A 22,166-nucleotide genomic window follows, 5' to 3' on the forward strand; every position below is an offset into this window, starting at 1 on the left:
GTTGACGTATGCGTGTGCACGCGTATACATTTCCCGCAAATGTTATTTGCATGCATGCATGCAAATGGTCAGGGAAGCCGTCCATGCTCGACCGAATCCACATGTTTATTCCCTTCCGCAAGGAAGCGATTCAGCTAATCGGCAACCTCGATAAGCCGACTTTGGTCGTTGACCTCAAGTCGCTCGGGGTGCCTATGCAAGCTGGTGGTGTGTTGTCGGACGGGCAGGGCGGCTTTACTCATGAACACCTTTCCCACAAGTGGGAATCGCTTCCTTCCAGCTACACGCCGTTGGCCTTCAAGGTGTTTCACCAGAGTTTAGGCAAACGCTTGAATCCAGGCGTTGAACTGAAAGCCAGTCCCGCAAAGTTGTTGCAGGGTCATAACGTCTTCGGGCCATCGTCGATCCGCATGGGTGCGGAAGTGATGTGCAAATGGCTGGCCGGTTCGTACCCGGAACTGTGGGTCCAGCTGGATTGGGCGCAGTCCGAGTGCTACGGCATCGACTGCACCTACTCGGCTCGGTTGCCTGATGAGCGCACAGCGCTCCAGCTGATTCAGGCGCTTCGTGGCGTCAGTAACGGCCAGACCCGCAACCGTGGTGATGACTACGAAACCACGGCGTATTGGGGCAGCAAGGAAGGGCGCCTGCGCAAGCTAAAGGCCTATTTGAAAGGCCCCGAATTCAAGCGGCAGCTTGAAGAAGCCATGAAGGCTCGTCGCGGTGCGCCTGATCGTGATCCCGAGCCTCGGCAAGATCTGATGAATGCGCATGTTCGCGCCTGGAAGCTGAGCCTTCGACCGGCTCGCCAGCTTCACGTCCTCGCGGCCTCCCGCACCTTCAAAGTGCTGAGCGATCCCCGCCTACTGGCGTGGGCCGAGAACCTGATTCGCCTTGAGGCGACCGTCATGCACCGCTGGCTGGAGCGTCGGAACATCCCGACGAACCTGTGGGCGCTGTGTGACTACCAAGAGCACCTGCAAGGGCAGGGGCGCTGTTTGATTCAGGAGTGTTGGAACGCTGTAACGAAGGAACTGTTCGCGGCCTTTGAGGGTATCTCCATGCGAGTAATTAACGATGAAAAAGTGCTGGCCGCACTGCTTGAGAAGTTCACGAAAGAAGGGAAGGGCCGGTACACGAAAGAGCGGATCGAGGCGGGCGTAAAAGTGCCTCCGATCTTCATTCCGGGCGAACGTTCCGAGGCGTACGCCCGCAACTTGTTTCGCACCTATCGCAGCATTAAGGATTACGGCTGGCAGGAAACGATGGACTCGATGAATCGGGCTAGTTTCTACAACCATACCCGCGACATCTGCGCTGCCGGCCTATCGAAAGCTGCGCTCCAGAAGCTCAAGCAGAACGACCACAAAAACAACGTGGTTCCGATCCTTCGCTTCCTGCAAGTCGATTTCAGCGCCCAGCGTCCCGACTGGTACGTCGAGCCATCGGTGGAGGCTGCCTGATGGTCACGTCAGAACACCAGCAAGAACGCCACCGCCTGCTGCTCGCCATGAAGAAGGCCCCCGACTACTACGAGTTGGCTTTTTCATCGGCTGAGCATGCTGGCTACCTCAACGGCCTGCACAAAGCCGGCGTTATCAGTGAGCACACCCTGGCCATTTACCAGCGTGAAGCATCAACAGTTTCTGAGTCTGTCGGCTGCCGTTTAGCCAGCGAACTCGACCGGGCAGCTGCCCACAATTAACCCCATGAGGTACTTAAAAATGTTGCTACTGACCGGCCTGTGCCACGGATACAAAGCCAATAAACGCACCGTTGGTGCCAACGAATTCACCGACCACCTGTTGCTCATCGAAGTTCAGGACACCAATCAATTTGGCATTCCCGAGACCAAGACTGTCGGCATCAAGCTGGCCAAGTCCGATGTAGAGCAGGGCATCCAGCACGTCTACGACCAGTTCAAGGGCAAGGCCGTTAGTGCGCCTGTTCGTGTCGGCCCCTGGGCCTCTAAGGCCGGTAATGCGGGATTCGATTACTGGCTTTCCGGTGATCGTCGCCCGGTGAACATGCAGATCGCTAAGCCTGTTCAGGCTGCGAGCTAATTATGAATTTCGTCTTGTGTGATGGAGCGTGGGGCGTGACTGCCAATGGTGCACTGACCTGCACCGGGACGCTTACGTCTATCCCGCAAGACTCCCTAATCCCTGCCGGGATGAATACCGCCGATTCGGTCGAATTGGCTTATCAAGCTGTCGGATTGTTCGCAGTCGTCTTCGGCGTACTGGCGATCAGGAAGGCGCTCAAATGACTGGAGTCTGTCTCATGAAAAAACTGCAAATCGTTCGCCGTGTTCTCGTTGGTTCTGCTGTTTCCGCTGGCCTGTTGGCCAATCAGGCGTTCGCCGCTGTTCCGGCTGAAGCCACTACCGCGCTCACCGATGCCAAGGCTGATGCCCTGAACGTCGCGGGCGTGGTGCTGGTGATCATCATCGCGATTGCCGCGTTCAAGTTCATCAAGAAAGCCATTTAAGTCTTCCGGGGCACCCTGAGACCCCGCGTTTGCGGGGTTTCTTTTTTTTGAGGTTTATATATGGCGCTCGATCCGAACTCTTATTTGCTCGTCGTCATTACCGTGGCTTTCGCGGCTTTATTCTTCGGGCGGATTTGATCATGCTTTCTCGGTTGTTTGTGGCGCTTACGCTTATTGCGTGGGTGCAATTTGGTTTTGCTGCGGACTATCTGTGGACGGCTACATTTCAGTACGGCGGTGTCGCTACCGCTAGTTCCCCTTCAGCCGCTTGTTCGTCAGCTATAGCTATGGCCGTGAGTCGTGGCTATACCTTTGTGCTTGATGGGGTTGTTCGCCTTAATGATTACAGTTTCAACTGCAAATGGCGCAACACATCTAACAATGCTGGGTCTACTTTCCCTGCGAATCGCTCCGGCGATTCTTGCCCGGCTCCTACCGTTTTTAACCCTGCGACGGGCGCTTGTGATGCTCCGCCGCCTTCCTGTGAGTCAGGTGCCTTGTTTCCGGCCAAGGGTTCTGTGGGTGGCGTCGTCACCAGTGCCAACGGTCGAAACTACGTGGCCAGTAGTCCGGTTTCCGCGTGTTATGGACAGTGTTCTTACTCCGCGCCTCCGGATGTTCGCCCGTCTAGTTGCTACGGCACGGCGGGCGGCGAGGGGTGGTGCAACTTCATCCTCAAGGGCACCGGGGCCAATTGCACGGCGGATAGCTACACCCTTGCGACTTCCGGCCCGCAGCTGAATCCGTCCGATACGTCGGACGTGCCGGAGAGTGACCCCGCTGACCCACTGTGCCCTTCGGGCTGGTCGAATTCCAACGGCACTTGCTTCAAGAATCCCCCTCAGCCCTGTGACCCTTCGACGGGCGCGGTCTGCCCGCCTGATTCGGGTGGCGGTACGGGCGGTGATGGTGGCACGGGTGGCGGTGGCGGCACGGGCGGCGGCGGTTCCGCTAACGATCCTGCTTCGGGTGCTGATGATGATTTAGAGGAAGCCGAAGAAGATAAACCCGACACAGAGGGCGAGGCCTGCAAACCGCGTGCGGACGGAACTGGCTGTGGTGGTCCTACCGTGCGCGGCGAGGAGTGCAAAGAGATCCTGAAATGCACCGGCGATGCGATCCAGTGCGCCATTTTGCGCAAGCAAAAGAAGATGGCCTGCGATTACGAATACAAGGACGCCAAGCCGTTCATTGAGGCTCAGATTGCGAAAGAGGCTTACCAACTGACGACCAACGAAGTTAGTGGCGGATCACTCTTTTCCGCTGGTTTGAATGCGCCCAGGTGGCTTCCGGCATCGTGTCCGGCGCCTAAGCCGATTTCGATCAAAGGTGTTTCTACGTCGCTCTCGTTTGAGCCCGCCTGCAACTTCGCCAGTGCGTTAGGCCCGCTGTTTGTTGCGCTCGCGGGCATCTTCTTTGCCGTCTATGTCGGTCGTGCCTTCGGAGGTTCTTGATATGCAGTTTGCCGCGATATTTACGTTTCTGACGACGATTCTTGGTCCGCTGGTGGTCAAGGTCCTAACCAGTTTGGGCATCGGTGCCGTTAGTTATGTCGGCATTAATATGCTGCTCGACCAAGTGAAAAGTTATGTGGTGTCGAGTTTCGGCGGTGCGGGTGCCGATACGTTGGCTTTACTGGGGCTGGCTAAAGTCGACATTGCCGTAAACATCGTCTTATCGGCAGTTACGGCAAGGGCTGTATATGCCGGGATGAATGCGGCAAGCGGCACGATTAAGAAACTCGGCAGCATTAACAAGTAGAGGGCTTGAGCAATGTTTGTCTTGAGGACTGGCTTACAAGGAAACGGTAAAACCCTCAATACCATTAAGGAAGTCGATCAGAAGGCGCACGCCGAAAACCGCACGGTGTATTACTGCAACGTCACCGGGTTCAACCCTGGGCATCCGGCGATCAAGGCCAACTGGCTGCTGTTCGATACGCCGGAAAAGTGGTTTGAACTGCCACCGAACGCGATCATCGTCATCGATGAGGCGCAGACGTGGTTCCGGGTGCGCCCTCAAGGCTCCAAGGTGCCCGAGTACGCCAGCCGCCTGGAGATCATGCGTAAGGACGGCCACGAGCTGCACGCGATCACCCAGAGCCCCAAGCTGATCGACTCGCACATGCGCGAGCTGTGCAATCGGCATATCCATTACCACCGGGGCAACGGCGGCAGCGTCATCAAGCGTTGGGAGTTTCAGAAGCCGGAACTGACCGTTAACGCGAACAAGCTGGCGTTCGATAACGGCGAGTCGACGCGGATCATGGTCGATAAGACCTACTTCGGCTGTTACGAGTCGGTGAAGGAGGGGACCGGGCATCACTTCAAATTCAGGCCGCCACGTGCCTTGCTGGTGTTGATCGGCTGCCTGATCGTTGGCGCGGTTCTCGGCTATCGCTTCTATACGCACCGGATCGCGCCCACGGTTTTAGGGGCGGAAACGGTTGAGCCGGCTGATTCCGCCCAGGCCGCTCCGACGGGTGTTTCCTCGTCGATGATTTCGACCGTGGGCGAAGTTGTCACGCCGCAGCAGTACATCGATGCGCGGATTCCGCGGGTCCCTGACGTGCCCAGCTCGGCGCCTATCTACGATCAGCTGACTAAGCCGGTGACCTATCCGAAGACCTTTTGCGTTGCGAGCAAAGATGAATCGCTGCTAGAGCGTGCCGGTTCCAAGATGACGCTTGGCTACCAGGGCAGTCGCCTTTATGGCTGCCGCTGCAACACCCAGCAAGGCACCAAGGTGGATATCTCCTTTGACGCCTGCATGGCCTACGTCGAACACGGCGCGTTTGATCCAGCTAAGCCGGACCCGTCATCTTCGCAACAGCAAGCGGCGGGATCGGTCGGGCCGGGCGAGGGACGAGCCGGTACGACGGAGCGCGCTGCGCAGCGTGATAGCTTGACCGTCGTGGCTGACTCTGAGTACGCCTCGCGGCCTTGGCGTTCTAACTGACCGCTTCGCATAATTGAGGATATTAAAATGAGCCAGAACCCTGTGGTGTTGCTTGTTGTAGCTTTTGTTCTCTTCGTTGCTGGCTGGTCGCTGCTGGCGTTCATTGTTAACGGCTCAGGCCTCGCGTCAGCCTTCTAGGCTTCGCATAATCGAAGCGTTACGTTCAGTCGTGTCCGGATACTAGCGACAGCTCCGGGCGCGATTTAATGTAACGCCCATTATGCGATGCCAACCCCTCGATATCCCGCCCCACCTCATCCGCGATGCACAGCTCTACGCGCCCTCCAGGGACGCCCTGGACGCTGTTTGCCACGTTTTGTCTGATTACCCTCGATTGGTCGCAGAAACGCGCCAATTGCGCAGCAGGGTCGCCCAGCTCGACCGTGAGGGTGCCGACTTCGATGCTCGTCTTGAGCAACTGCAACAGATCTGCCGGCAAATCCTCGACCTCTAAACCCACCTCATCCCTGTTGACTCTGAGCGCAGCGACCCCAGCGCAGACCTTGGGTCGCAGCGTCAGCCCGCAGGGGTGAGCTTTTGGGTAGCCCGGAGGGCGCAGGGTGGAACCCTGACCAAGCAGAGCCCGAAGGGGCGGCAGCGAAGGTGCAGCTAAGCGTGCGGTGCTTCGTTTTCGGTGATTGGGGTAGCCCGAAGGGCGAGGGGGAACCCCTGCCCAGCGAAGCGAAGGTGCAGTGCTCCCGAAGGGGTGCTTCTGCTTTCCCTGCGGCAGCAGGGTCCACCATCTCTAATGGTGGACTCTTGTCTAACGGTTAGATTTTTGCGCGCTTTCTGATCAGCTTATTTTGGCTCAAGCACAAGCACGCCGGAGTCGTTTACTTCGACGTAACTTGCTGATTTTTCAAGCATAAAGTGAGCTAGCTCACTGTCTCGGATAGGTTGCCTGCCTTGCTTTATCAGCAACTTATTGATTTCTATGCATTTTTTCCGCAAAAGCTCTTGCTCTGCGTTCGTCAATCTGAGAGTTGCGGGCATTGAGCCATCACCTTTCATCACCTTTCCTCAAAAAGTGTACGTGCATGCATGTTACTTGTGTTGACGTATGCGTGTGCACGCGTATACATTTCCCGCAAATGTTATTTGCATGCATGCATGCAAATGGTCAGGGAAGCCGTCCATGCTCGACCGAATCCACATGTTTATTCCCTTCCGCAAGGAAGCGATTCAGCTAATCGGCAACCTCGATAAGCCGACTTTGGTCGTTGACCTCAAGTCGCTCGGGGTGCCTATGCAAGCTGGTGGTGTGTTGTCGGACGGGCAGGGCGGCTTTACTCATGAACACCTTTCCCACAAGTGGGAATCGCTTCCTTCCAGCTACACGCCGTTGGCCTTCAAGGTGTTTCACCAGAGTTTAGGCAAACGCTTGAATCCAGGCGTTGAACTGAAAGCCAGTCCCGCAAAGTTGTTGCAGGGTCATAACGTCTTCGGGCCATCGTCGATCCGCATGGGTGCGGAAGTGATGTGCAAATGGCTGGCCGGTTCGTACCCGGAACTGTGGGTCCAGCTGGATTGGGCGCAGTCCGAGTGCTACGGCATCGACTGCACCTACTCGGCTCGGTTGCCTGATGAGCGCACAGCGCTCCAGCTGATTCAGGCGCTTCGTGGCGTCAGTAACGGCCAGACCCGCAACCGTGGTGATGACTACGAAACCACGGCGTATTGGGGCAGCAAGGAAGGGCGCCTGCGCAAGCTAAAGGCCTATTTGAAAGGCCCCGAATTCAAGCGGCAGCTTGAAGAAGCCATGAAGGCTCGTCGCGGTGCGCCTGATCGTGATCCCGAGCCTCGGCAAGATCTGATGAATGCGCATGTTCGCGCCTGGAAGCTGAGCCTTCGACCGGCTCGCCAGCTTCACGTCCTCGCGGCCTCCCGCACCTTCAAAGTGCTGAGCGATCCCCGCCTACTGGCGTGGGCCGAGAACCTGATTCGCCTTGAGGCGACCGTCATGCACCGCTGGCTGGAGCGTCGGAACATCCCGACGAACCTGTGGGCGCTGTGTGACTACCAAGAGCACCTGCAAGGGCAGGGGCGCTGTTTGATTCAGGAGTGTTGGAACGCTGTAACGAAGGAACTGTTCGCGGCCTTTGAGGGTATCTCCATGCGAGTAATTAACGATGAAAAAGTGCTGGCCGCACTGCTTGAGAAGTTCACGAAAGAAGGGAAGGGCCGGTACACGAAAGAGCGGATCGAGGCGGGCGTAAAAGTGCCTCCGATCTTCATTCCGGGCGAACGTTCCGAGGCGTACGCCCGCAACTTGTTTCGCACCTATCGCAGCATTAAGGATTACGGCTGGCAGGAAACGATGGACTCGATGAATCGGGCTAGTTTCTACAACCATACCCGCGACATCTGCGCTGCCGGCCTATCGAAAGCTGCGCTCCAGAAGCTCAAGCAGAACGACCACAAAAACAACGTGGTTCCGATCCTTCGCTTCCTGCAAGTCGATTTCAGCGCCCAGCGTCCCGACTGGTACGTCGAGCCATCGGTGGAGGCTGCCTGATGGTCACGTCAGAACACCAGCAAGAACGCCACCGCCTGCTGCTCGCCATGAAGAAGGCCCCCGACTACTACGAGTTGGCTTTTTCATCGGCTGAGCATGCTGGCTACCTCAACGGCCTGCACAAAGCCGGCGTTATCAGTGAGCACACCCTGGCCATTTACCAGCGTGAAGCATCAACAGTTTCTGAGTCTGTCGGCTGCCGTTTAGCCAGCGAACTCGACCGGGCAGCTGCCCACAATTAACCCCATGAGGTACTTAAAAATGTTGCTACTGACCGGCCTGTGCCACGGATACAAAGCCAATAAACGCACCGTTGGTGCCAACGAATTCACCGACCACCTGTTGCTCATCGAAGTTCAGGACACCAATCAATTTGGCATTCCCGAGACCAAGACTGTCGGCATCAAGCTGGCCAAGTCCGATGTAGAGCAGGGCATCCAGCACGTCTACGACCAGTTCAAGGGCAAGGCCGTTAGTGCGCCTGTTCGTGTCGGCCCCTGGGCCTCTAAGGCCGGTAATGCGGGATTCGATTACTGGCTTTCCGGTGATCGTCGCCCGGTGAACATGCAGATCGCTAAGCCTGTTCAGGCTGCGAGCTAATTATGAATTTCGTCTTGTGTGATGGAGCGTGGGGCGTGACTGCCAATGGTGCACTGACCTGCACCGGGACGCTTACGTCTATCCCGCAAGACTCCCTAATCCCTGCCGGGATGAATACCGCCGATTCGGTCGAATTGGCTTATCAAGCTGTCGGATTGTTCGCAGTCGTCTTCGGCGTACTGGCGATCAGGAAGGCGCTCAAATGACTGGAGTCTGTCTCATGAAAAAACTGCAAATCGTTCGCCGTGTTCTCGTTGGTTCTGCTGTTTCCGCTGGCCTGTTGGCCAATCAGGCGTTCGCCGCTGTTCCGGCTGAAGCCACTACCGCGCTCACCGATGCCAAGGCTGATGCCCTGAACGTCGCGGGCGTGGTGCTGGTGATCATCATCGCGATTGCCGCGTTCAAGTTCATCAAGAAAGCCATTTAAGTCTTCCGGGGCACCCTGAGACCCCGCGTTTGCGGGGTTTCTTTTTTTTGAGGTTTATATATGGCGCTCGATCCGAACTCTTATTTGCTCGTCGTCATTACCGTGGCTTTCGCGGCTTTATTCTTCGGGCGGATTTGATCATGCTTTCTCGGTTGTTTGTGGCGCTTACGCTTATTGCGTGGGTGCAATTTGGTTTTGCTGCGGACTATCTGTGGACGGCTACATTTCAGTACGGCGGTGTCGCTACCGCTAGTTCCCCTTCAGCCGCTTGTTCGTCAGCTATAGCTATGGCCGTGAGTCGTGGCTATACCTTTGTGCTTGATGGGGTTGTTCGCCTTAATGATTACAGTTTCAACTGCAAATGGCGCAACACATCTAACAATGCTGGGTCTACTTTCCCTGCGAATCGCTCCGGCGATTCTTGCCCGGCTCCTACCGTTTTTAACCCTGCGACGGGCGCTTGTGATGCTCCGCCGCCTTCCTGTGAGTCAGGTGCCTTGTTTCCGGCCAAGGGTTCTGTGGGTGGCGTCGTCACCAGTGCCAACGGTCGAAACTACGTGGCCAGTAGTCCGGTTTCCGCGTGTTATGGACAGTGTTCTTACTCCGCGCCTCCGGATGTTCGCCCGTCTAGTTGCTACGGCACGGCGGGCGGCGAGGGGTGGTGCAACTTCATCCTCAAGGGCACCGGGGCCAATTGCACGGCGGATAGCTACACCCTTGCGACTTCCGGCCCGCAGCTGAATCCGTCCGATACGTCGGACGTGCCGGAGAGTGACCCCGCTGACCCACTGTGCCCTTCGGGCTGGTCGAATTCCAACGGCACTTGCTTCAAGAATCCCCCTCAGCCCTGTGACCCTTCGACGGGCGCGGTCTGCCCGCCTGATTCGGGTGGCGGTACGGGCGGTGATGGTGGCACGGGTGGCGGTGGCGGCACGGGCGGCGGCGGTTCCGCTAACGATCCTGCTTCGGGTGCTGATGATGATTTAGAGGAAGCCGAAGAAGATAAACCCGACACAGAGGGCGAGGCCTGCAAACCGCGTGCGGACGGAACTGGCTGTGGTGGTCCTACCGTGCGCGGCGAGGAGTGCAAAGAGATCCTGAAATGCACCGGCGATGCGATCCAGTGCGCCATTTTGCGCAAGCAAAAGAAGATGGCCTGCGATTACGAATACAAGGACGCCAAGCCGTTCATTGAGGCTCAGATTGCGAAAGAGGCTTACCAACTGACGACCAACGAAGTTAGTGGCGGATCACTCTTTTCCGCTGGTTTGAATGCGCCCAGGTGGCTTCCGGCATCGTGTCCGGCGCCTAAGCCGATTTCGATCAAAGGTGTTTCTACGTCGCTCTCGTTTGAGCCCGCCTGCAACTTCGCCAGTGCGTTAGGCCCGCTGTTTGTTGCGCTCGCGGGCATCTTCTTTGCCGTCTATGTCGGTCGTGCCTTCGGAGGTTCTTGATATGCAGTTTGCCGCGATATTTACGTTTCTGACGACGATTCTTGGTCCGCTGGTGGTCAAGGTCCTAACCAGTTTGGGCATCGGTGCCGTTAGTTATGTCGGCATTAATATGCTGCTCGACCAAGTGAAAAGTTATGTGGTGTCGAGTTTCGGCGGTGCGGGTGCCGATACGTTGGCTTTACTGGGGCTGGCTAAAGTCGACATTGCCGTAAACATCGTCTTATCGGCAGTTACGGCAAGGGCTGTATATGCCGGGATGAATGCGGCAAGCGGCACGATTAAGAAACTCGGCAGCATTAACAAGTAGAGGGCTTGAGCAATGTTTGTCTTGAGGACTGGCTTACAAGGAAACGGTAAAACCCTCAATACCATTAAGGAAGTCGATCAGAAGGCGCACGCCGAAAACCGCACGGTGTATTACTGCAACGTCACCGGGTTCAACCCTGGGCATCCGGCGATCAAGGCCAACTGGCTGCTGTTCGATACGCCGGAAAAGTGGTTTGAACTGCCACCGAACGCGATCATCGTCATCGATGAGGCGCAGACGTGGTTCCGGGTGCGCCCTCAAGGCTCCAAGGTGCCCGAGTACGCCAGCCGCCTGGAGATCATGCGTAAGGACGGCCACGAGCTGCACGCGATCACCCAGAGCCCCAAGCTGATCGACTCGCACATGCGCGAGCTGTGCAATCGGCATATCCATTACCACCGGGGCAACGGCGGCAGCGTCATCAAGCGTTGGGAGTTTCAGAAGCCGGAACTGACCGTTAACGCGAACAAGCTGGCGTTCGATAACGGCGAGTCGACGCGGATCATGGTCGATAAGACCTACTTCGGCTGTTACGAGTCGGTGAAGGAGGGGACCGGGCATCACTTCAAATTCAGGCCGCCACGTGCCTTGCTGGTGTTGATCGGCTGCCTGATCGTTGGCGCGGTTCTCGGCTATCGCTTCTATACGCACCGGATCGCGCCCACGGTTTTAGGGGCGGAAACGGTTGAGCCGGTTGATTCCGCCCAGGTCGCTCCGACGGGTGTTTCCTCGTCGATGATTTCGACCGTGGGCGAAGTTGTCACGCCGCAGCAGTACATCGATGCGCGGATTCCGCGGGTCCCTGACGTGCCCAGCTCGGCGCCTATCTACGATCAGCTGACTAAGCCGGTGACCTATCCGAAGACCTTTTGCGTTGCGAGCAAAGATGAATCGCTGCTAGAGCGTGCCGGTTCCAAGATGACGCTTGGCTACCAGGGCAGTCGCCTTTATGGCTGCCGCTGCAACACCCAGCAAGGCACCAAGGTGGATATCTCCTTTGACGCCTGCATGGCCTACGTCGAACACGGCGCGTTTGATCCAGCTAAGCCGGACCCGTCATCTTCGCAACAGCAAGCGGCGGGATCGGTCGGGCCGGGCGAGGGACGAGCCGGTACGACGGAGCGCGCTGCGCAGCGTGATAGCTTGACCGTCGTGGCTGACTCTGAGTACGCCTCGCGGCCTTGGCGTTCTAACTGACCGCTTCGCATAATTGAGGATATTAAAATGAGCCAGAACCCTGTGGTGTTGCTTGTTGTAGCTTTTGTTCTCTTCGTTGCTGGCTGGTCGCTGCTGGCGTTCATTGTTAACGGCTCAGGCCTCGCGTCAGCCTTCTAGGCTTCGCATAATGTATATTATGTTAAACGATAGGCTATGTCTGATCTGTTCATAAACACTACAATGCTAGTCCTCCGAACTAAAGATCCAAAAAATCGCGAGCTGTGTAATATCCGATTATGGCGAAACCCAATCCGCGCACGCGTTTGGTGCAACCCCATCGAGGTCGAGAGCTGTTTACCAACCCCACCATTTGTTTGGTTCGATAGCAGCCTTCAGAATGTCTCAGGTAGTGCTCAATTACAGCTAGGTCATAGTTATGCCTGAACGGATGCGCATGACCTCAAGGGATTCGGCACCGCTTTGCGATCAGGCACTTTTACATGAGCCCAGCTCAAGAAAATCGGCACCCCAGTAAAGTCAGGTTACTGTCCGTCCTGCTCTCTGAGCCACGCACGCGTAACTCAACCATATTCCAAGCTACAGGCTACGTGTATGAGCCGAAGGCGAATTCAGCCTGGGCATCCATCCAGAGCCAACAGTGAAAAGCAGGATCAGGAACAGGCAGTAAAATTCCTGTTCCAGCCCTTAAACCAACTAGCGTAATTACCAGAAAGCCAGAAAATACAAGGGTTAACTGATTAAACTTTAACCAGGTAATAGTCCCCACTCTGTTTTGAGATTTGATTATTTGGCTGAACCGCTCCTGATTACAGCCATTCCCTTGTTGCCGAGGTATTCAACTGCTGGCAGAGTGCTTGCCATGCTCTAGAGGGCAAGGATATGCGGTTGAACGGAAGGCAACGGTTATGGATGGTAGCAAGTATCCTGTGGGGTTGTGCAGTTGCAGTTTTAATTGTGAATAACTTGCCTACCAGAAGCGCCATAGAAAACAACCTAACTTACAATCTCAAATTTCTTGCGCCAGAACCTGAGCAAGGTGAAAGCTCGAAATAATTCTATAAGGATTTCTGGTATAGGCCTTTTCCTGAAACTGACAGATCCAAACGGTTAGCTGAAGCATACAAGGAATACGATCACGCAATTGAGCAACTGCCGGTTCTGCAAGTCAAAGGATTGATATTCGTATTCATTGTGTGGGGCGGGGCAAGTTTCTGGGCTTACTTACTCGGGTGGTCTATTGCCCGGATCATCCGTGGTTTCAAAGGTCCGAAAGGAAGTTGAATTAACCGAAGCCATTAGTAGGCGTCCAGAACGCCGTTCGCATCGGCTTCTTTGAGTATTTCCCAAAATGCCAGATGAGCTGCCAGCGCCGCTGTCAACCCACCAATCTGCACTGACCTTACGCCGTAGATTGACGCGACCTCGACCTTGCCCTTAGCAATTGTGTACGTGGCTCTATACTCTTTCCCTTTGAACTCCACCCGTACCTCATCCTGGGATTGGTTAATCATGTCGATGCCCTCAGTCAGTGAGCTTTAAATCAACGGGAGCAGAATCTGAGCTTTCTGGACGAGGTGGAATCTAGCCGCAGGCACCTTGCTCCCCTCCCCTCGCTGATGCCCTCTCGCGACTAGCGAAGCGAGGAGACATCCGCGCGGAGCGCTCGGGAATTTTCCTCTGATTTATATGCCTTTTTTAAATGAAAATGAGTTCGGCTGCTTGGTAACGCCCTGGATACGCGACTGAGGCGGTCAGCGGGCGAGCTGAATCCCCCTAACGCTCTGCGCTGATCTGGCCCATAACACCCCAGAGCCGTATGCCGAAGTAGTTTTGTCCCAAATTGCGAAGTAATCCTGTCACTCGGGCAAGGAAAAGTGCCATCTGATTGCGACCGGAGTCGCCGCCCATACTGCGTTTCTGGTGTTCGGCGCGAGCAGCCTCGTCATCGACCTGTTGCCGGCGCCTCTGTCTGCCCTGGATCCTGCCGGCCCTGATCGGCACGCTCGCCATCCTGATCCCGGCGAAACATTTCAGACACAAGTTCAACCCCGGGGCGAAGGCAAGATCGTCGAAACGCTCTCGTGAAACCAAACTTCCAGAGCCAGGTCCGGGTACTCGCCTGGGCGCCAGCGAAGCCGCGGCGATGCTGCAGTTTTGACCGCGCGTGCTCCAGGTCGTGCGGGTGCGGTCAATACCTCAACCTAAGCATCCGGATACTCCTCGGCGACCACCTCGAGGAAGGCCTCCACCACTTTCTGGTCGAACTGCTTGCCGATGCGCTCGCGGATATAGGCCAGGGCCGTCGGCAGCGGCCAAGGCTCCTTATAGGGTCGCCGGTTCACCAACGCATCGAACACATCGACCACCGTCACTATGCGCGCCGACAGAGGGATCTGTTCGCCGCTCAGGCCCTGCGGATAACCGTGGCCGTCGAAGTGCTCGTGGTGACCGCCGGCGATCTCGGCGCCGATCGACAGGTAGCTTTGCCCCTCCACCATCCGCGCCGCCCGCTGCAGGATGGCGGCACCGATGGCGGCATGCTGGCGCATCACCTCCTGCTGCGCCGGGTCGTGTTGGCCTGGTTTGAACAGGACGGCGTCCGGCGTGGCGACCTTGCCGACGTCGTGCAGGATGCTGGCCGTGCCGACCAACTCCAGGAAGCGCGGCGTCAGTTCCTCCGGGTAATCCCCGCGCTCCGCCATGCGCCGGGCAATCCGCGAGGTCCAGCGCTGCACGCGCAGCACGTGCTCGCCGGTGTCGCTGTCGTGGTACTCGGCCAGGTCCGCCAGCGCCACCACCGTGGCCTCCTGCGCCCGCGCCATTTGCATGTGGTAGTGCAGATTATCGAAGGCGGCCGCGATGCGGCTGCAGAACACCTCCAGCAAATCCTTGTCCACCTCCGCCAGCGGCCAGGGCGGGGTGAAATAGAGCACCAATTCGTGGTTGGCCTGGGTCGGGATATAGAGCACCTCGTTCGGATGCTCATAGAGGCTGTGTTGCGCGTTGATGGCCTGCAGCATCGGCAGGTAGACGGGATCGCTCTGGTCCAGGCAGTCGCGTTTCGCCAGCTCGGCGAAGGTGCCGGTGGCGCCCAGCACCTGCAGCACCGGTGGCGTCGCGCCGGGCAGTGCGCGCACGCAGAGGATGCCCTGCGTCCCGACATCGAGCAGCGCACTGATCTGCCCCAACACGCCCGAGGCGAATTCGCGCAGCGAGTGCAATTGATAGAGATTCGCCGAGCCTTCGAGGATCTTGCTCAAGCCCTGGCGGCTGCGTTCGATGGTCACCAGGCTCTCGTAGGCGCGCAACGAGGCGATGACCGTGGTGTAGAGCTTTTGTACGGTCAGTTCGGTCTTGGCCTTGTAGTCGTTGATGTCGTAGGCGAGGACCACCTCCTGTTCCGGCGCCTGGCCCGGCTGGCCGGTACGCAGCACTATGCGCACCAGCCCGTTGCCCAGCTCTTCGCGCACCCGTCTGATCAGTCGCAGCCCGGCATCATCGGTTTCCATCACCACGTCGAGCAGCACCAGGGCGATATCCCGCTGGTCGCGCAGCAGCTCGAAGCCCTCCTGCCCCGAATAGGCACTCAGCAGTTCGAGGCCGCGGCCCTTGTACTGGATGCCGCGCGAGGCTAGCTGCGTCACCCGGTGCACATCGGGCTCATCATCGACCACCAACAGCCGCCAGGGCGCGATCGGCGGTGCGGGCGCCGGCCCCCCGCTGTCGTCAACCAGCCAGTCGTCCTCTTCGCGTGGGAGATCGTTACTCATGCTGCCTACCCCTCTGCTGGCTGCGGGGCGACGATGGGCACCCGCAGGGTGAAGCGCGTACCCTGCCCCGGCGTGCTATCCACGTCGATCTGGCCGCCCATTCGCTTGGTCACAATGTTGTAGACCACATGCAAGCCCAAACCGCTGCCGCCGACGCCACGGTTAGTGGTGAAAAAAGGATCGAAGATTCGCGGCAGGTGCTCAGGTGCAATCCCCTTGCCGTCATCCTCGAACTGCAGCGTTACCCACTCTCCCTCGGCCTGCGCGCGAAGCGTGACCTGCCCCGCCGCACGCTCGGGGAATGCATGGGTCAGCGCATTGACCAGCAGGTTGGTCACCACCTGGGCCAACTCGCCTGGGTAGCCGTCCAACTGGATGTCTGGCGCACAGACGTTGCGCACCTGGATCGGCAACCGTTTGTAGGTGGGACGCAGGCTCTCGACCACCTCGTCCAGATAGTCGGCGAGGTTGAACTCGCGGCGGGCCTCGCTGGTCTGGTCGACCGCCACCTGCTTGAAGCTGTGCACCAGATGGGCCGCCCGATTGGCGTTAGCCAGGATCAGCTCTACGCTCTCCCTGGCGGTCTGCAGATAGCCTTGTACGTCCGACTTCTTCAGGCTGCCGGCGTCCAGCTGCGCGCCGAAGCGCCGGGTTTCCTCGGCCAGCACGCTAGCCCCGGTCAGGGTGATGCCGAGCGGCGTATTGATCTCGTGTGCCACCCCCGCCACCAGGCCGCCCAACGCGGCCAGCTTTTCCGCCTGTATCAGGGAGGCCTGGGTTTGCTTCAGGTGTTCATAGGCCAGGCGGATTTCCACCTCTGCCCGGCGACCCTCCTCCAAGTCGTCGGCCAGCCGCTGCGCGATAAGGTTGAAGCCGCGCACCACATCGCCGAACTCGTCCTTGCGCTCGTCTGGCAGCATCAGGGACTCCGAGGGGCCGCGGTGTTCCGCCGCATGGTGTAGCCCATCGCGCAGTGCGGTCAGGGGCTTGAGCACCAGCAGGCGCAAGCTGAACGACAGTGCGGCGACCAACAACAGATCCAGCGCGAGGATTTCCAGCGAGCGCCGCCATACTTGCTCGCGCAGCGTGCTTTCCATCTCCTGCCGCGACAGCACCACCGCCACACGCCCAAGCAACTGATGCTCATCACGTCCCCGGCCGAACAACGAGAACTCCAGCCGGTCGAGATCGGCGCCCTGCTCCTGCCCCGCCGGCAGCACCCCTGCGGAGGCCTGCAGCTCGCCAACGTCCGAGTAGACGGCGATCCCCAGCACCGGCGGTTTCACTTCGGCTGACAGGTTTTCTTGCAGCGTCGCTGTATCGAAGTTCCACAGCGGATTGACCAGATTGGTCTGCAGGCGCTGCTGCACGGCGGAACGCGTGAACTGGTACTGCTGCAACAACTGCGCGCGCATGCTCCAGTAGGCGAGGGCCCCCGAGCAGGCCAGCAGCACAGTCAGCAGCAGGACAAATAGGGCGTTGAGACGGAAACCGATGCTGTTTCTCATCACGCTCCCCCGCCGGCCGCAGACGATGGCACGTCGCCCACGGGATCGGCAGCGCGAGACGGACGTGGGTGCTTCGTTACTTATCACGATAGCCCATGCCGGAAGGCCGCTGCGGTTAGCCAGGCCGCCGCAGCTGGTCTATAGGTTTGAGTACAACAATCCTCAATCAGGTTTCCTCCGGTCTGTAGGTCGGAGGAAGGGGTTACTCGAGGTTTGCTTTTGATCGGATAAATCACTACGCCCCCTTAGTGCTTATCGAGGTTTCCCTAAAACCAACTAGCTATAAGTCGGTGGTTTGAATCCGGTGAGGGAACATCAAAGGTGAAAATTTATGAAAAAAATTCTCTTTGCGGCAGTGCTATTTCTGTTTATGGCCTCGGCAAGTGGTGTTCAAGCTGGCGAGTCTTCGACAACCTTGCTTCTCGCCACTGTCGACAATTTTCCACCATTTACTTACCGGGCTGAAGGGAAGCTGACAGGCGTTGATATCGATTTGATAGATGAAATGGCAAGACGTATCGGGGTAAACGTCAAGATCCAGATCTATCCTTGGGCCAGAGTCATAAGCTCCCTCAGCAAAGGAGAGATTGACGGAGGCTTCGCCGCTTTCGAAACGGAAGAACGAAAAGAGTTCTGCCTATATGTCGGGGTTCTGCATTTTGAAGAATTCTATATTTTTGTTAGAAAAGGCAATGAGTTTTCTTATTCAAGTGTTGCCGACCTTTACGGGAAAACCATAGGAAAAGACCGTGGTGTGTTTGTGAACGCCGAGTTCGAGCGGGCGGCAAAAGCAGGAAGGATAAAACTGGATGAAGTTAATGATATGAGTATGATGAACATCAAGAAGCTAGATGCCGGAAGAGTAGATGCGGCCATCGGCGATCTGGGGGTGATGCGCTATTATGCGAAATTATTGGGGGTAGAGAAAAATATCATTCCGCTTAAAGCGATACGCAAACCAACGCCGGCCTATCTGGTTTTATCAAAGAATTCGCCGCTAGAAAATAAAGTCGAGTTGCAAAAGAAAATGCAGGGGGCATTGGCTGAAATGCGGAGAGACGGGACATATAAGCAGATTTTTGACCGACATGTTGCTAAAAGCAAATAGTGTTCTGATCTCCAGAAATGTTTAAAGAAGGGGCAGAGTTATTTTTGGCTATGTGAATCGCCCCTAGTTTGATAGATATCTCCAAGCCTTAAACTGAGGCCCACGCACTTGCCAAGATATCTGATCTTCTATCGTGTACTCCATGAACCCCTCCCTCCGTGTTGAGTTCGAAATAGCAGGTTTTCCCGCCTAAACCCAGCAGGTGCCGTAAAGTTAGGCCGAGTAATTCGAACTACGAGGGTTCTATGGTGATCTGCGATATTTGTACCCGGTCGCTCGACGACGGCGTGCTGGAATCCACCGACTGTGGTGGTATCTGCCTAGAGTGTTTGGCCGACGCGACAACTACCTTGAAAAACGCCGCATTGAAGGCTGCCGCCGATGCGAGGGGGTGGACATGGTGATTTTGCATCCCTATCGGAAAGTATCGGCCATCCAGCGTCGACAAATGACCACCGTCAACCACCCACGACTGATCAATATCGCCATCGAGGGTGACTTCGGCGACTGTGAGACGCTGGCCAATCAACTCCTCGCCGACGCCACGCTTCTCGAAGGCGTTCACAAGGTCGCGGTCAACTCCATCAGTTGGGTGCGGATCATGGCTCAGGTGGTCTGCTATTTTTACGCCGCCTTGCAACTGGGCGCCCCGGCAAGGGCGGTAGCGTTTTCAGTGCCGACCGGTAATTTCGGTGATATCTACGCCGGCTATGTCGCCCGCAAGATGGGCTTGCCCATCAATCAATTGATCGTGGCGACCAACCGCAACGACATGCTGCACCGCTTCATGAAGAGCAACCGCTTCGCCAGGCAACCGCTGCAGGCCACCCTTGTAAGTTTTAATCTACCTACTCCAGACCGTACTTCCCTCGGGTTCCGAGACCGTGAGCGAGCTTGGGTCGGAGTAGGTTTTTCTCTCTTTTAGTCCGAACGGTTGCCAGGGCTTAAAGCGCGCACGCTATTCGACTCCCTCGCCGTAGACGACGAATTGACCTGTGCAACCCTGGCGACGGTTTTCCAGCAGAACGCAGAAGTGCTCGATCCCCAGACCGCAATCGGCGTCGCGGCCGGACGAGCCTGTCGGCGCAGCCTGAACCTGCCCATGGTGGTGCTGGGCACGGCCCATCCGTGCAAATTCCCGAAAGCCCTGGTCTTGACCGGTATCCCGGACACTCAGGGCTTGCCCGCCCATTTGCAGGACCTGCCTGAGCGAAGCGAACACTATTCGGTGTTGCCGAATGATCTGCAGACCCTGCAAGACTTTCTGCGCCGGCACCATGATTCATGACTATGGGATCGCCCTAATCAGAGAATGATTGAAACTGGTGGTCACTCCGCATGTTTGAACAGCACAAAAAACCCGGCCCGCGCGAGGCGGGCCGGGTTTGGCTGCAGGCAGCTGGCCAAATCAGGCGAAGGCTGGTACGACGTGCTTGATAAACAGCTCCAGGGACTTCTTCTTCTCCGCATGCGACAAGCTGTTGTCGCTCCAAAAGCTGAACTCATCCACACCGAGCTCCTGGTAATGCTTGATCCGCGCGATGACTTGCTCGGGTGTGCCGATCATGACGTTCTTGCGCAGGTTGTTCAGGTCGTACTCGGGACGGTCTTTGACCGCTTCCTCGCTGGTTGGCTCGACAAAGCCATTCACCGGCGTCTGCTTGTTGTGGAACCAGCCTTCGAAGGTCCGATAGAAACGCGAAATGCCCCGCGCTCCGACTTCCCAATCACCCCCCTCTTCGTGGACGAAGGTATGTCGCAGCACCATCAGTTGTGGGCGCGCCACCTCGGGATTATTGGCCAGGGCACCGTTGAACTTGTTGACCAGATCGACCACTTCCTCGTCGCCCTTCATCAACGGAGTCACCATCACGTTGCAGCCGTTCTTCACCGCGAAGTTGTGCGAGTCCGGGTCACGCGCAGCAATCCACATCGGCGGAGTGGGTTGCTGGATTGGCTTCGGCACACTGGTCGAGGTAGGGAATTGCCACACTTCACCGTCGTGAGCGTAGTCGCCCTGCCAGAGCTTCTTCACCACCGGCACCATCTCGCGCAGATGCTGACCACCACTCGACGCGGGCATGCCACCGGCCATGCGGTCGAACTCGAACTGGTAGGCGCCACGAGCCAGACCGACTTCCATTCGCCCGTTGCTGATCACATCGAGCAAGGCACACTCGCCCGCCACGCGGATCGGGTGCCAGAACGGCGCGATGATGGTGCCGGCACCCAGGCGGATAGTCGTGGTCCGCGCAGCCAGGTAAGACAGGATCGGCATCGGGCTCGGCGAGATGGTGTATTCCATCGCATGGTGCTCACCGACCCACACGGTACGAAAGCCCCCGGCTTCCGCCATCTCGGTCAGCTCGACCAAGTCAGCGAACACTTGCTGATGGCTTACCTGCTCGTCGTAGCGCTCCATGTGTACGAACAAAGAGAATTTCATGACGCTTACCTCGACCTTTGTTGTATTCGGTCATGCCCTTGAGCCAGACCGGATGATGCCGTGCACGCGCCCGGCATCGGCTTGGATTTCGCTACGTCAACAGACGCCCAGGCAGGGAGAGCGAAGATTTAACGATGGTATACCATAATATGGAATATCTCAAAGCAGATTCTCCCAGCCATGCTAGCCACGGCCAAAGCTGCATCAACCGTCACTCGCGCGGGGGCTGACCGAATCACCTTCACAACGCGGTGGCACTCCTGCCACGCCTCCTAGAACGTAGTGTTCCTGGGTAATCCCCCCGAAAAACGCGACGTCCTCACACAAAACTTCCTCTGTTCGATTAGGAGAAAATTCTATTTCTGACAAGCACTAAAAATGGAGGGGATTACCATGTGGCCAGGCAGGGCTCAGATGTTGTGCTGACGATCAGCACAACATCTGGGCAGCCCGTTCAAGTACTCGTTGTGCATACCCCGTATTGGGCACTCTTAGCCTGACGTACCTGCGTCCGAGCCTGAGCAATTTCGCTTGCAGGAGCTGGGCATCCATCCGCGCCACCCACTGGCAACGCTAATGCCGGAGCTTTTTACCCGCACGCACTCCAGCCCGCCTCCATCGGTCTAGGGCCATCAGGCCCAAACCACTGGCCGCGCACAGCACCTCAACCTTCAACAGCAGCCATAAAGCTGCCCTTCGACCTTTCGTCGCCAACGTCTGTTTAGGCAGTGTCGTGGGGGCTTGCACATTTAGTCTTATGGTATACCATCATACCAAATACGATTCAGGCCCCAGGAGAGCAGCATGAGTTTCGAGATTCGCAAAATCGTCACTTACATCGAAGAGACCCTTATTGAAGGCGGCAAGGCCACTGACCAACCAGTGACCATGGTCGGGGTTGCTGCGGTGATCAAGAACCCCTGGCACGGCCGTGGGTTCGTCGAAGACCTCAAGCCGGAAATCAAGGCGCATTGCTCAGAACTGGGCGCGCTGATCGTCGAGCGTCTGGCCGCCACCATCGGCGGCGCCGATAAGATCGAGGCCTATGGCAAGGCGGCAGTGGTCGGTGCCGATGGCGAGATCGAGCACGCTTCGGCAGTGATCCACACCCTGCGCTTCGGCAACCACTATCGCGAAGCGGTACAGGCCAAGAGCTACCTGAGCTTCACCAACAAGCGCGGCGGCCCGGGCACTTCGATTCAGGTTCCGATGATGCACAAGGATGACGAAGGTTTCCGCTCGCACTACATCACCCTGGAAATGCAGATCGAAGATGCACCGCGCGCCGACGAAATCGTCATCGTCCTGGGCGCCGCCAACGGCGGCCGTGTGCACCCACGTATCGGCAACCGCTACATCGACCTGGAAGAGCTGGCAGCCGAGAAGGCCCAGTAATTGAAAGGC

At 57.4% G+C, this 22,166-nt stretch carries 23 protein-coding genes and 1 pseudogene; 19 read left to right on the forward strand and 5 right to left on the reverse strand.

The window, feature by feature from the left end; genetic code table 11:
* Positions 1 to 83: 83 nt before the first annotated feature.
* Genes FFS12_RS04630 through FFS12_RS04670 form a run of 8 tightly spaced genes read left to right on the forward strand, consistent with a single transcriptional unit; the run spans position 84 to position 5,448 of the window.
* Positions 84 to 1,463, forward strand: coding sequence for a phage/plasmid replication protein, II/X family (locus FFS12_RS04630; RefSeq protein WP_137885728.1), 1,380 nt, complete (start codon positions 84 to 86; stop codon positions 1,461 to 1,463).
* Positions 1,463 to 1,705 carry a hypothetical protein gene (locus FFS12_RS04635; protein WP_137885729.1) on the forward strand — a complete coding sequence of 81 codons (243 nt, stop codon included), beginning with the start codon at positions 1,463 to 1,465 and terminating at the stop codon, positions 1,703 to 1,705. The genes FFS12_RS04630 and FFS12_RS04635 overlap by 1 nt, the downstream gene beginning before the upstream one ends.
* 19 nt (positions 1,706 to 1,724) lie before the next feature.
* The gene (locus tag FFS12_RS04640; RefSeq protein ID WP_137885730.1) at positions 1,725 to 2,063 is read left to right on the forward strand and encodes a DNA-binding protein; all 339 of its coding nucleotides are present in this window, start codon (positions 1,725 to 1,727) and stop codon (positions 2,061 to 2,063) included.
* 2 nt (positions 2,064 to 2,065) lie between these two features.
* Positions 2,066 to 2,269 carry a hypothetical protein gene (locus tag FFS12_RS04645; RefSeq protein WP_137885731.1) on the forward strand — a complete coding sequence of 68 codons (204 nt, stop codon included), beginning with the start codon at positions 2,066 to 2,068 and terminating at the stop codon, positions 2,267 to 2,269.
* A gap of 14 nt (positions 2,270 to 2,283) precedes the next feature.
* The gene (locus tag FFS12_RS04650) at positions 2,284 to 2,490 is read left to right on the forward strand and encodes a major capsid protein (protein WP_137885732.1); all 207 of its coding nucleotides are present in this window, start codon (positions 2,284 to 2,286) and stop codon (positions 2,488 to 2,490) included.
* A 29-nt stretch (positions 2,491 to 2,519) separates the two neighbouring features.
* Entirely contained in the window at positions 2,520 to 3,944 is a 1,425-nt protein-coding gene (locus FFS12_RS19845) for a virulence factor TspB C-terminal domain-related protein (RefSeq protein ID WP_171011809.1), read from the forward strand.
* Between the two features lies 1 nt (position 3,945).
* Positions 3,946 to 4,251 carry a DUF2523 domain-containing protein gene (locus FFS12_RS04665; RefSeq protein WP_137885734.1) on the forward strand — a complete coding sequence of 102 codons (306 nt, stop codon included), beginning with the start codon at positions 3,946 to 3,948 and terminating at the stop codon, positions 4,249 to 4,251.
* Positions 4,252 to 4,263: 12 nt separating this feature from the next.
* Positions 4,264 to 5,448 carry a zonular occludens toxin domain-containing protein gene (locus FFS12_RS04670; protein ID WP_137885735.1) on the forward strand — a complete coding sequence of 395 codons (1,185 nt, stop codon included), beginning with the start codon at positions 4,264 to 4,266 and terminating at the stop codon, positions 5,446 to 5,448.
* Positions 5,449 to 6,246: 798 nt separating this feature from the next.
* On the opposite strand, the gene FFS12_RS04680 is transcribed toward FFS12_RS04670, so the two are convergent.
* Positions 6,247 to 6,459, reverse strand: coding sequence for a hypothetical protein (locus FFS12_RS04680; protein ID WP_256657262.1), 213 nt, complete (start codon positions 6,457 to 6,459; stop codon positions 6,247 to 6,249).
* A gap of 124 nt (positions 6,460 to 6,583) precedes the next feature.
* Here FFS12_RS04680 and FFS12_RS04685 point away from each other — a divergent pair, with 124 nt between their 5' ends.
* From FFS12_RS04685 to FFS12_RS04725, 8 genes are read left to right on the forward strand one after another with little or no spacing between them, the layout of a single operon-like run.
* Positions 6,584 to 7,963, forward strand: coding sequence for a phage/plasmid replication protein, II/X family (locus tag FFS12_RS04685; protein ID WP_137885728.1), 1,380 nt, complete (start codon positions 6,584 to 6,586; stop codon positions 7,961 to 7,963).
* Positions 7,963 to 8,205, forward strand: a complete 243-nt coding sequence (locus tag FFS12_RS04690) for a hypothetical protein (protein WP_137885729.1) — start codon at positions 7,963 to 7,965, stop codon at positions 8,203 to 8,205. The genes FFS12_RS04685 and FFS12_RS04690 overlap by 1 nt, the downstream gene beginning before the upstream one ends.
* Positions 8,206 to 8,224: 19 nt before the next feature.
* Complete coding sequence (locus FFS12_RS04695) at positions 8,225 to 8,563, forward strand: DNA-binding protein (RefSeq protein ID WP_137885730.1); 339 nt, start codon at positions 8,225 to 8,227, stop codon at positions 8,561 to 8,563.
* A 2-nt stretch (positions 8,564 to 8,565) separates the two neighbouring features.
* Positions 8,566 to 8,769: a hypothetical protein gene (locus FFS12_RS04700; RefSeq protein WP_137885731.1), complete on the forward strand. Its 204-nt coding sequence runs from the start codon at positions 8,566 to 8,568 to the stop codon at positions 8,767 to 8,769.
* A gap of 14 nt (positions 8,770 to 8,783) precedes the next feature.
* On the forward strand, positions 8,784 to 8,990 hold the full coding sequence (locus FFS12_RS04705) for a major capsid protein (protein WP_137885732.1): 207 nt from the start codon (positions 8,784 to 8,786) through the stop codon (positions 8,988 to 8,990).
* A gap of 29 nt (positions 8,991 to 9,019) precedes the next feature.
* Complete coding sequence (locus tag FFS12_RS19850; RefSeq protein WP_171011809.1) at positions 9,020 to 10,444, forward strand: virulence factor TspB C-terminal domain-related protein; 1,425 nt, start codon at positions 9,020 to 9,022, stop codon at positions 10,442 to 10,444.
* Between the two features lies 1 nt (position 10,445).
* The gene (locus FFS12_RS04720) at positions 10,446 to 10,751 is read left to right on the forward strand and encodes a DUF2523 domain-containing protein (protein WP_137885734.1); all 306 of its coding nucleotides are present in this window, start codon (positions 10,446 to 10,448) and stop codon (positions 10,749 to 10,751) included.
* Between the two features lie 12 nt (positions 10,752 to 10,763).
* Positions 10,764 to 11,948 (forward strand): zonular occludens toxin domain-containing protein, encoded by a 1,185-nt coding sequence (locus FFS12_RS04725; RefSeq protein WP_137885736.1) that lies wholly within the window; start codon positions 10,764 to 10,766, stop codon positions 11,946 to 11,948.
* A 1,277-nt stretch (positions 11,949 to 13,225) separates the two neighbouring features.
* On the opposite strand, the gene FFS12_RS04730 is transcribed toward FFS12_RS04725, so the two are convergent.
* The 3 genes from FFS12_RS04730 to FFS12_RS20360 form a co-directional block, all read right to left on the reverse strand.
* Complete coding sequence (locus FFS12_RS04730; protein ID WP_137885737.1) at positions 13,226 to 13,441, reverse strand: hypothetical protein; 216 nt, start codon at positions 13,439 to 13,441, stop codon at positions 13,226 to 13,228.
* A gap of 690 nt (positions 13,442 to 14,131) precedes the next feature.
* On the reverse strand, positions 14,132 to 15,700 hold the full coding sequence (locus FFS12_RS04735; RefSeq protein ID WP_137885738.1) for a DUF3369 domain-containing protein: 1,569 nt from the start codon (positions 15,698 to 15,700) through the stop codon (positions 14,132 to 14,134).
* Between the two features lie 5 nt (positions 15,701 to 15,705).
* Positions 15,706 to 17,208, reverse strand: a complete 1,503-nt coding sequence (locus FFS12_RS20360; protein WP_137885739.1) for a sensor histidine kinase — start codon at positions 17,206 to 17,208, stop codon at positions 15,706 to 15,708.
* Positions 17,209 to 17,539: 331 nt separating this feature from the next.
* Here FFS12_RS20360 and FFS12_RS04745 point away from each other — a divergent pair, with 331 nt between their 5' ends.
* Positions 17,540 to 18,316 carry an ABC transporter substrate-binding protein gene (locus tag FFS12_RS04745; protein ID WP_137885740.1) on the forward strand — a complete coding sequence of 259 codons (777 nt, stop codon included), beginning with the start codon at positions 17,540 to 17,542 and terminating at the stop codon, positions 18,314 to 18,316.
* A 364-nt stretch (positions 18,317 to 18,680) separates the two neighbouring features.
* Positions 18,681 to 19,604 (forward strand): annotated as a pseudogene (locus FFS12_RS20115) (threonine synthase); the annotation flags it as partial.
* A gap of 120 nt (positions 19,605 to 19,724) precedes the next feature.
* Here the strand turns inward: FFS12_RS20115 and FFS12_RS04760 are convergent.
* Complete coding sequence (locus FFS12_RS04760) at positions 19,725 to 20,762, reverse strand: LLM class flavin-dependent oxidoreductase (RefSeq protein WP_137885743.1); 1,038 nt, start codon at positions 20,760 to 20,762, stop codon at positions 19,725 to 19,727.
* Between the two features lie 804 nt (positions 20,763 to 21,566).
* On the opposite strand from FFS12_RS04760, the gene FFS12_RS04765 reads away from it, so the two are divergent.
* Positions 21,567 to 22,157: an amino acid synthesis family protein gene (locus FFS12_RS04765; RefSeq protein WP_137885744.1), complete on the forward strand. Its 591-nt coding sequence runs from the start codon at positions 21,567 to 21,569 to the stop codon at positions 22,155 to 22,157.
* The last annotated feature ends 9 nt before the right edge of the window (positions 22,158 to 22,166 follow it).

It is taken from the genome of Pseudomonas sp. 2FE (assembly GCF_005503735.1).
Taxonomy (GTDB): Bacteria; Pseudomonadota; Gammaproteobacteria; order Pseudomonadales; family Pseudomonadaceae; genus Aquipseudomonas.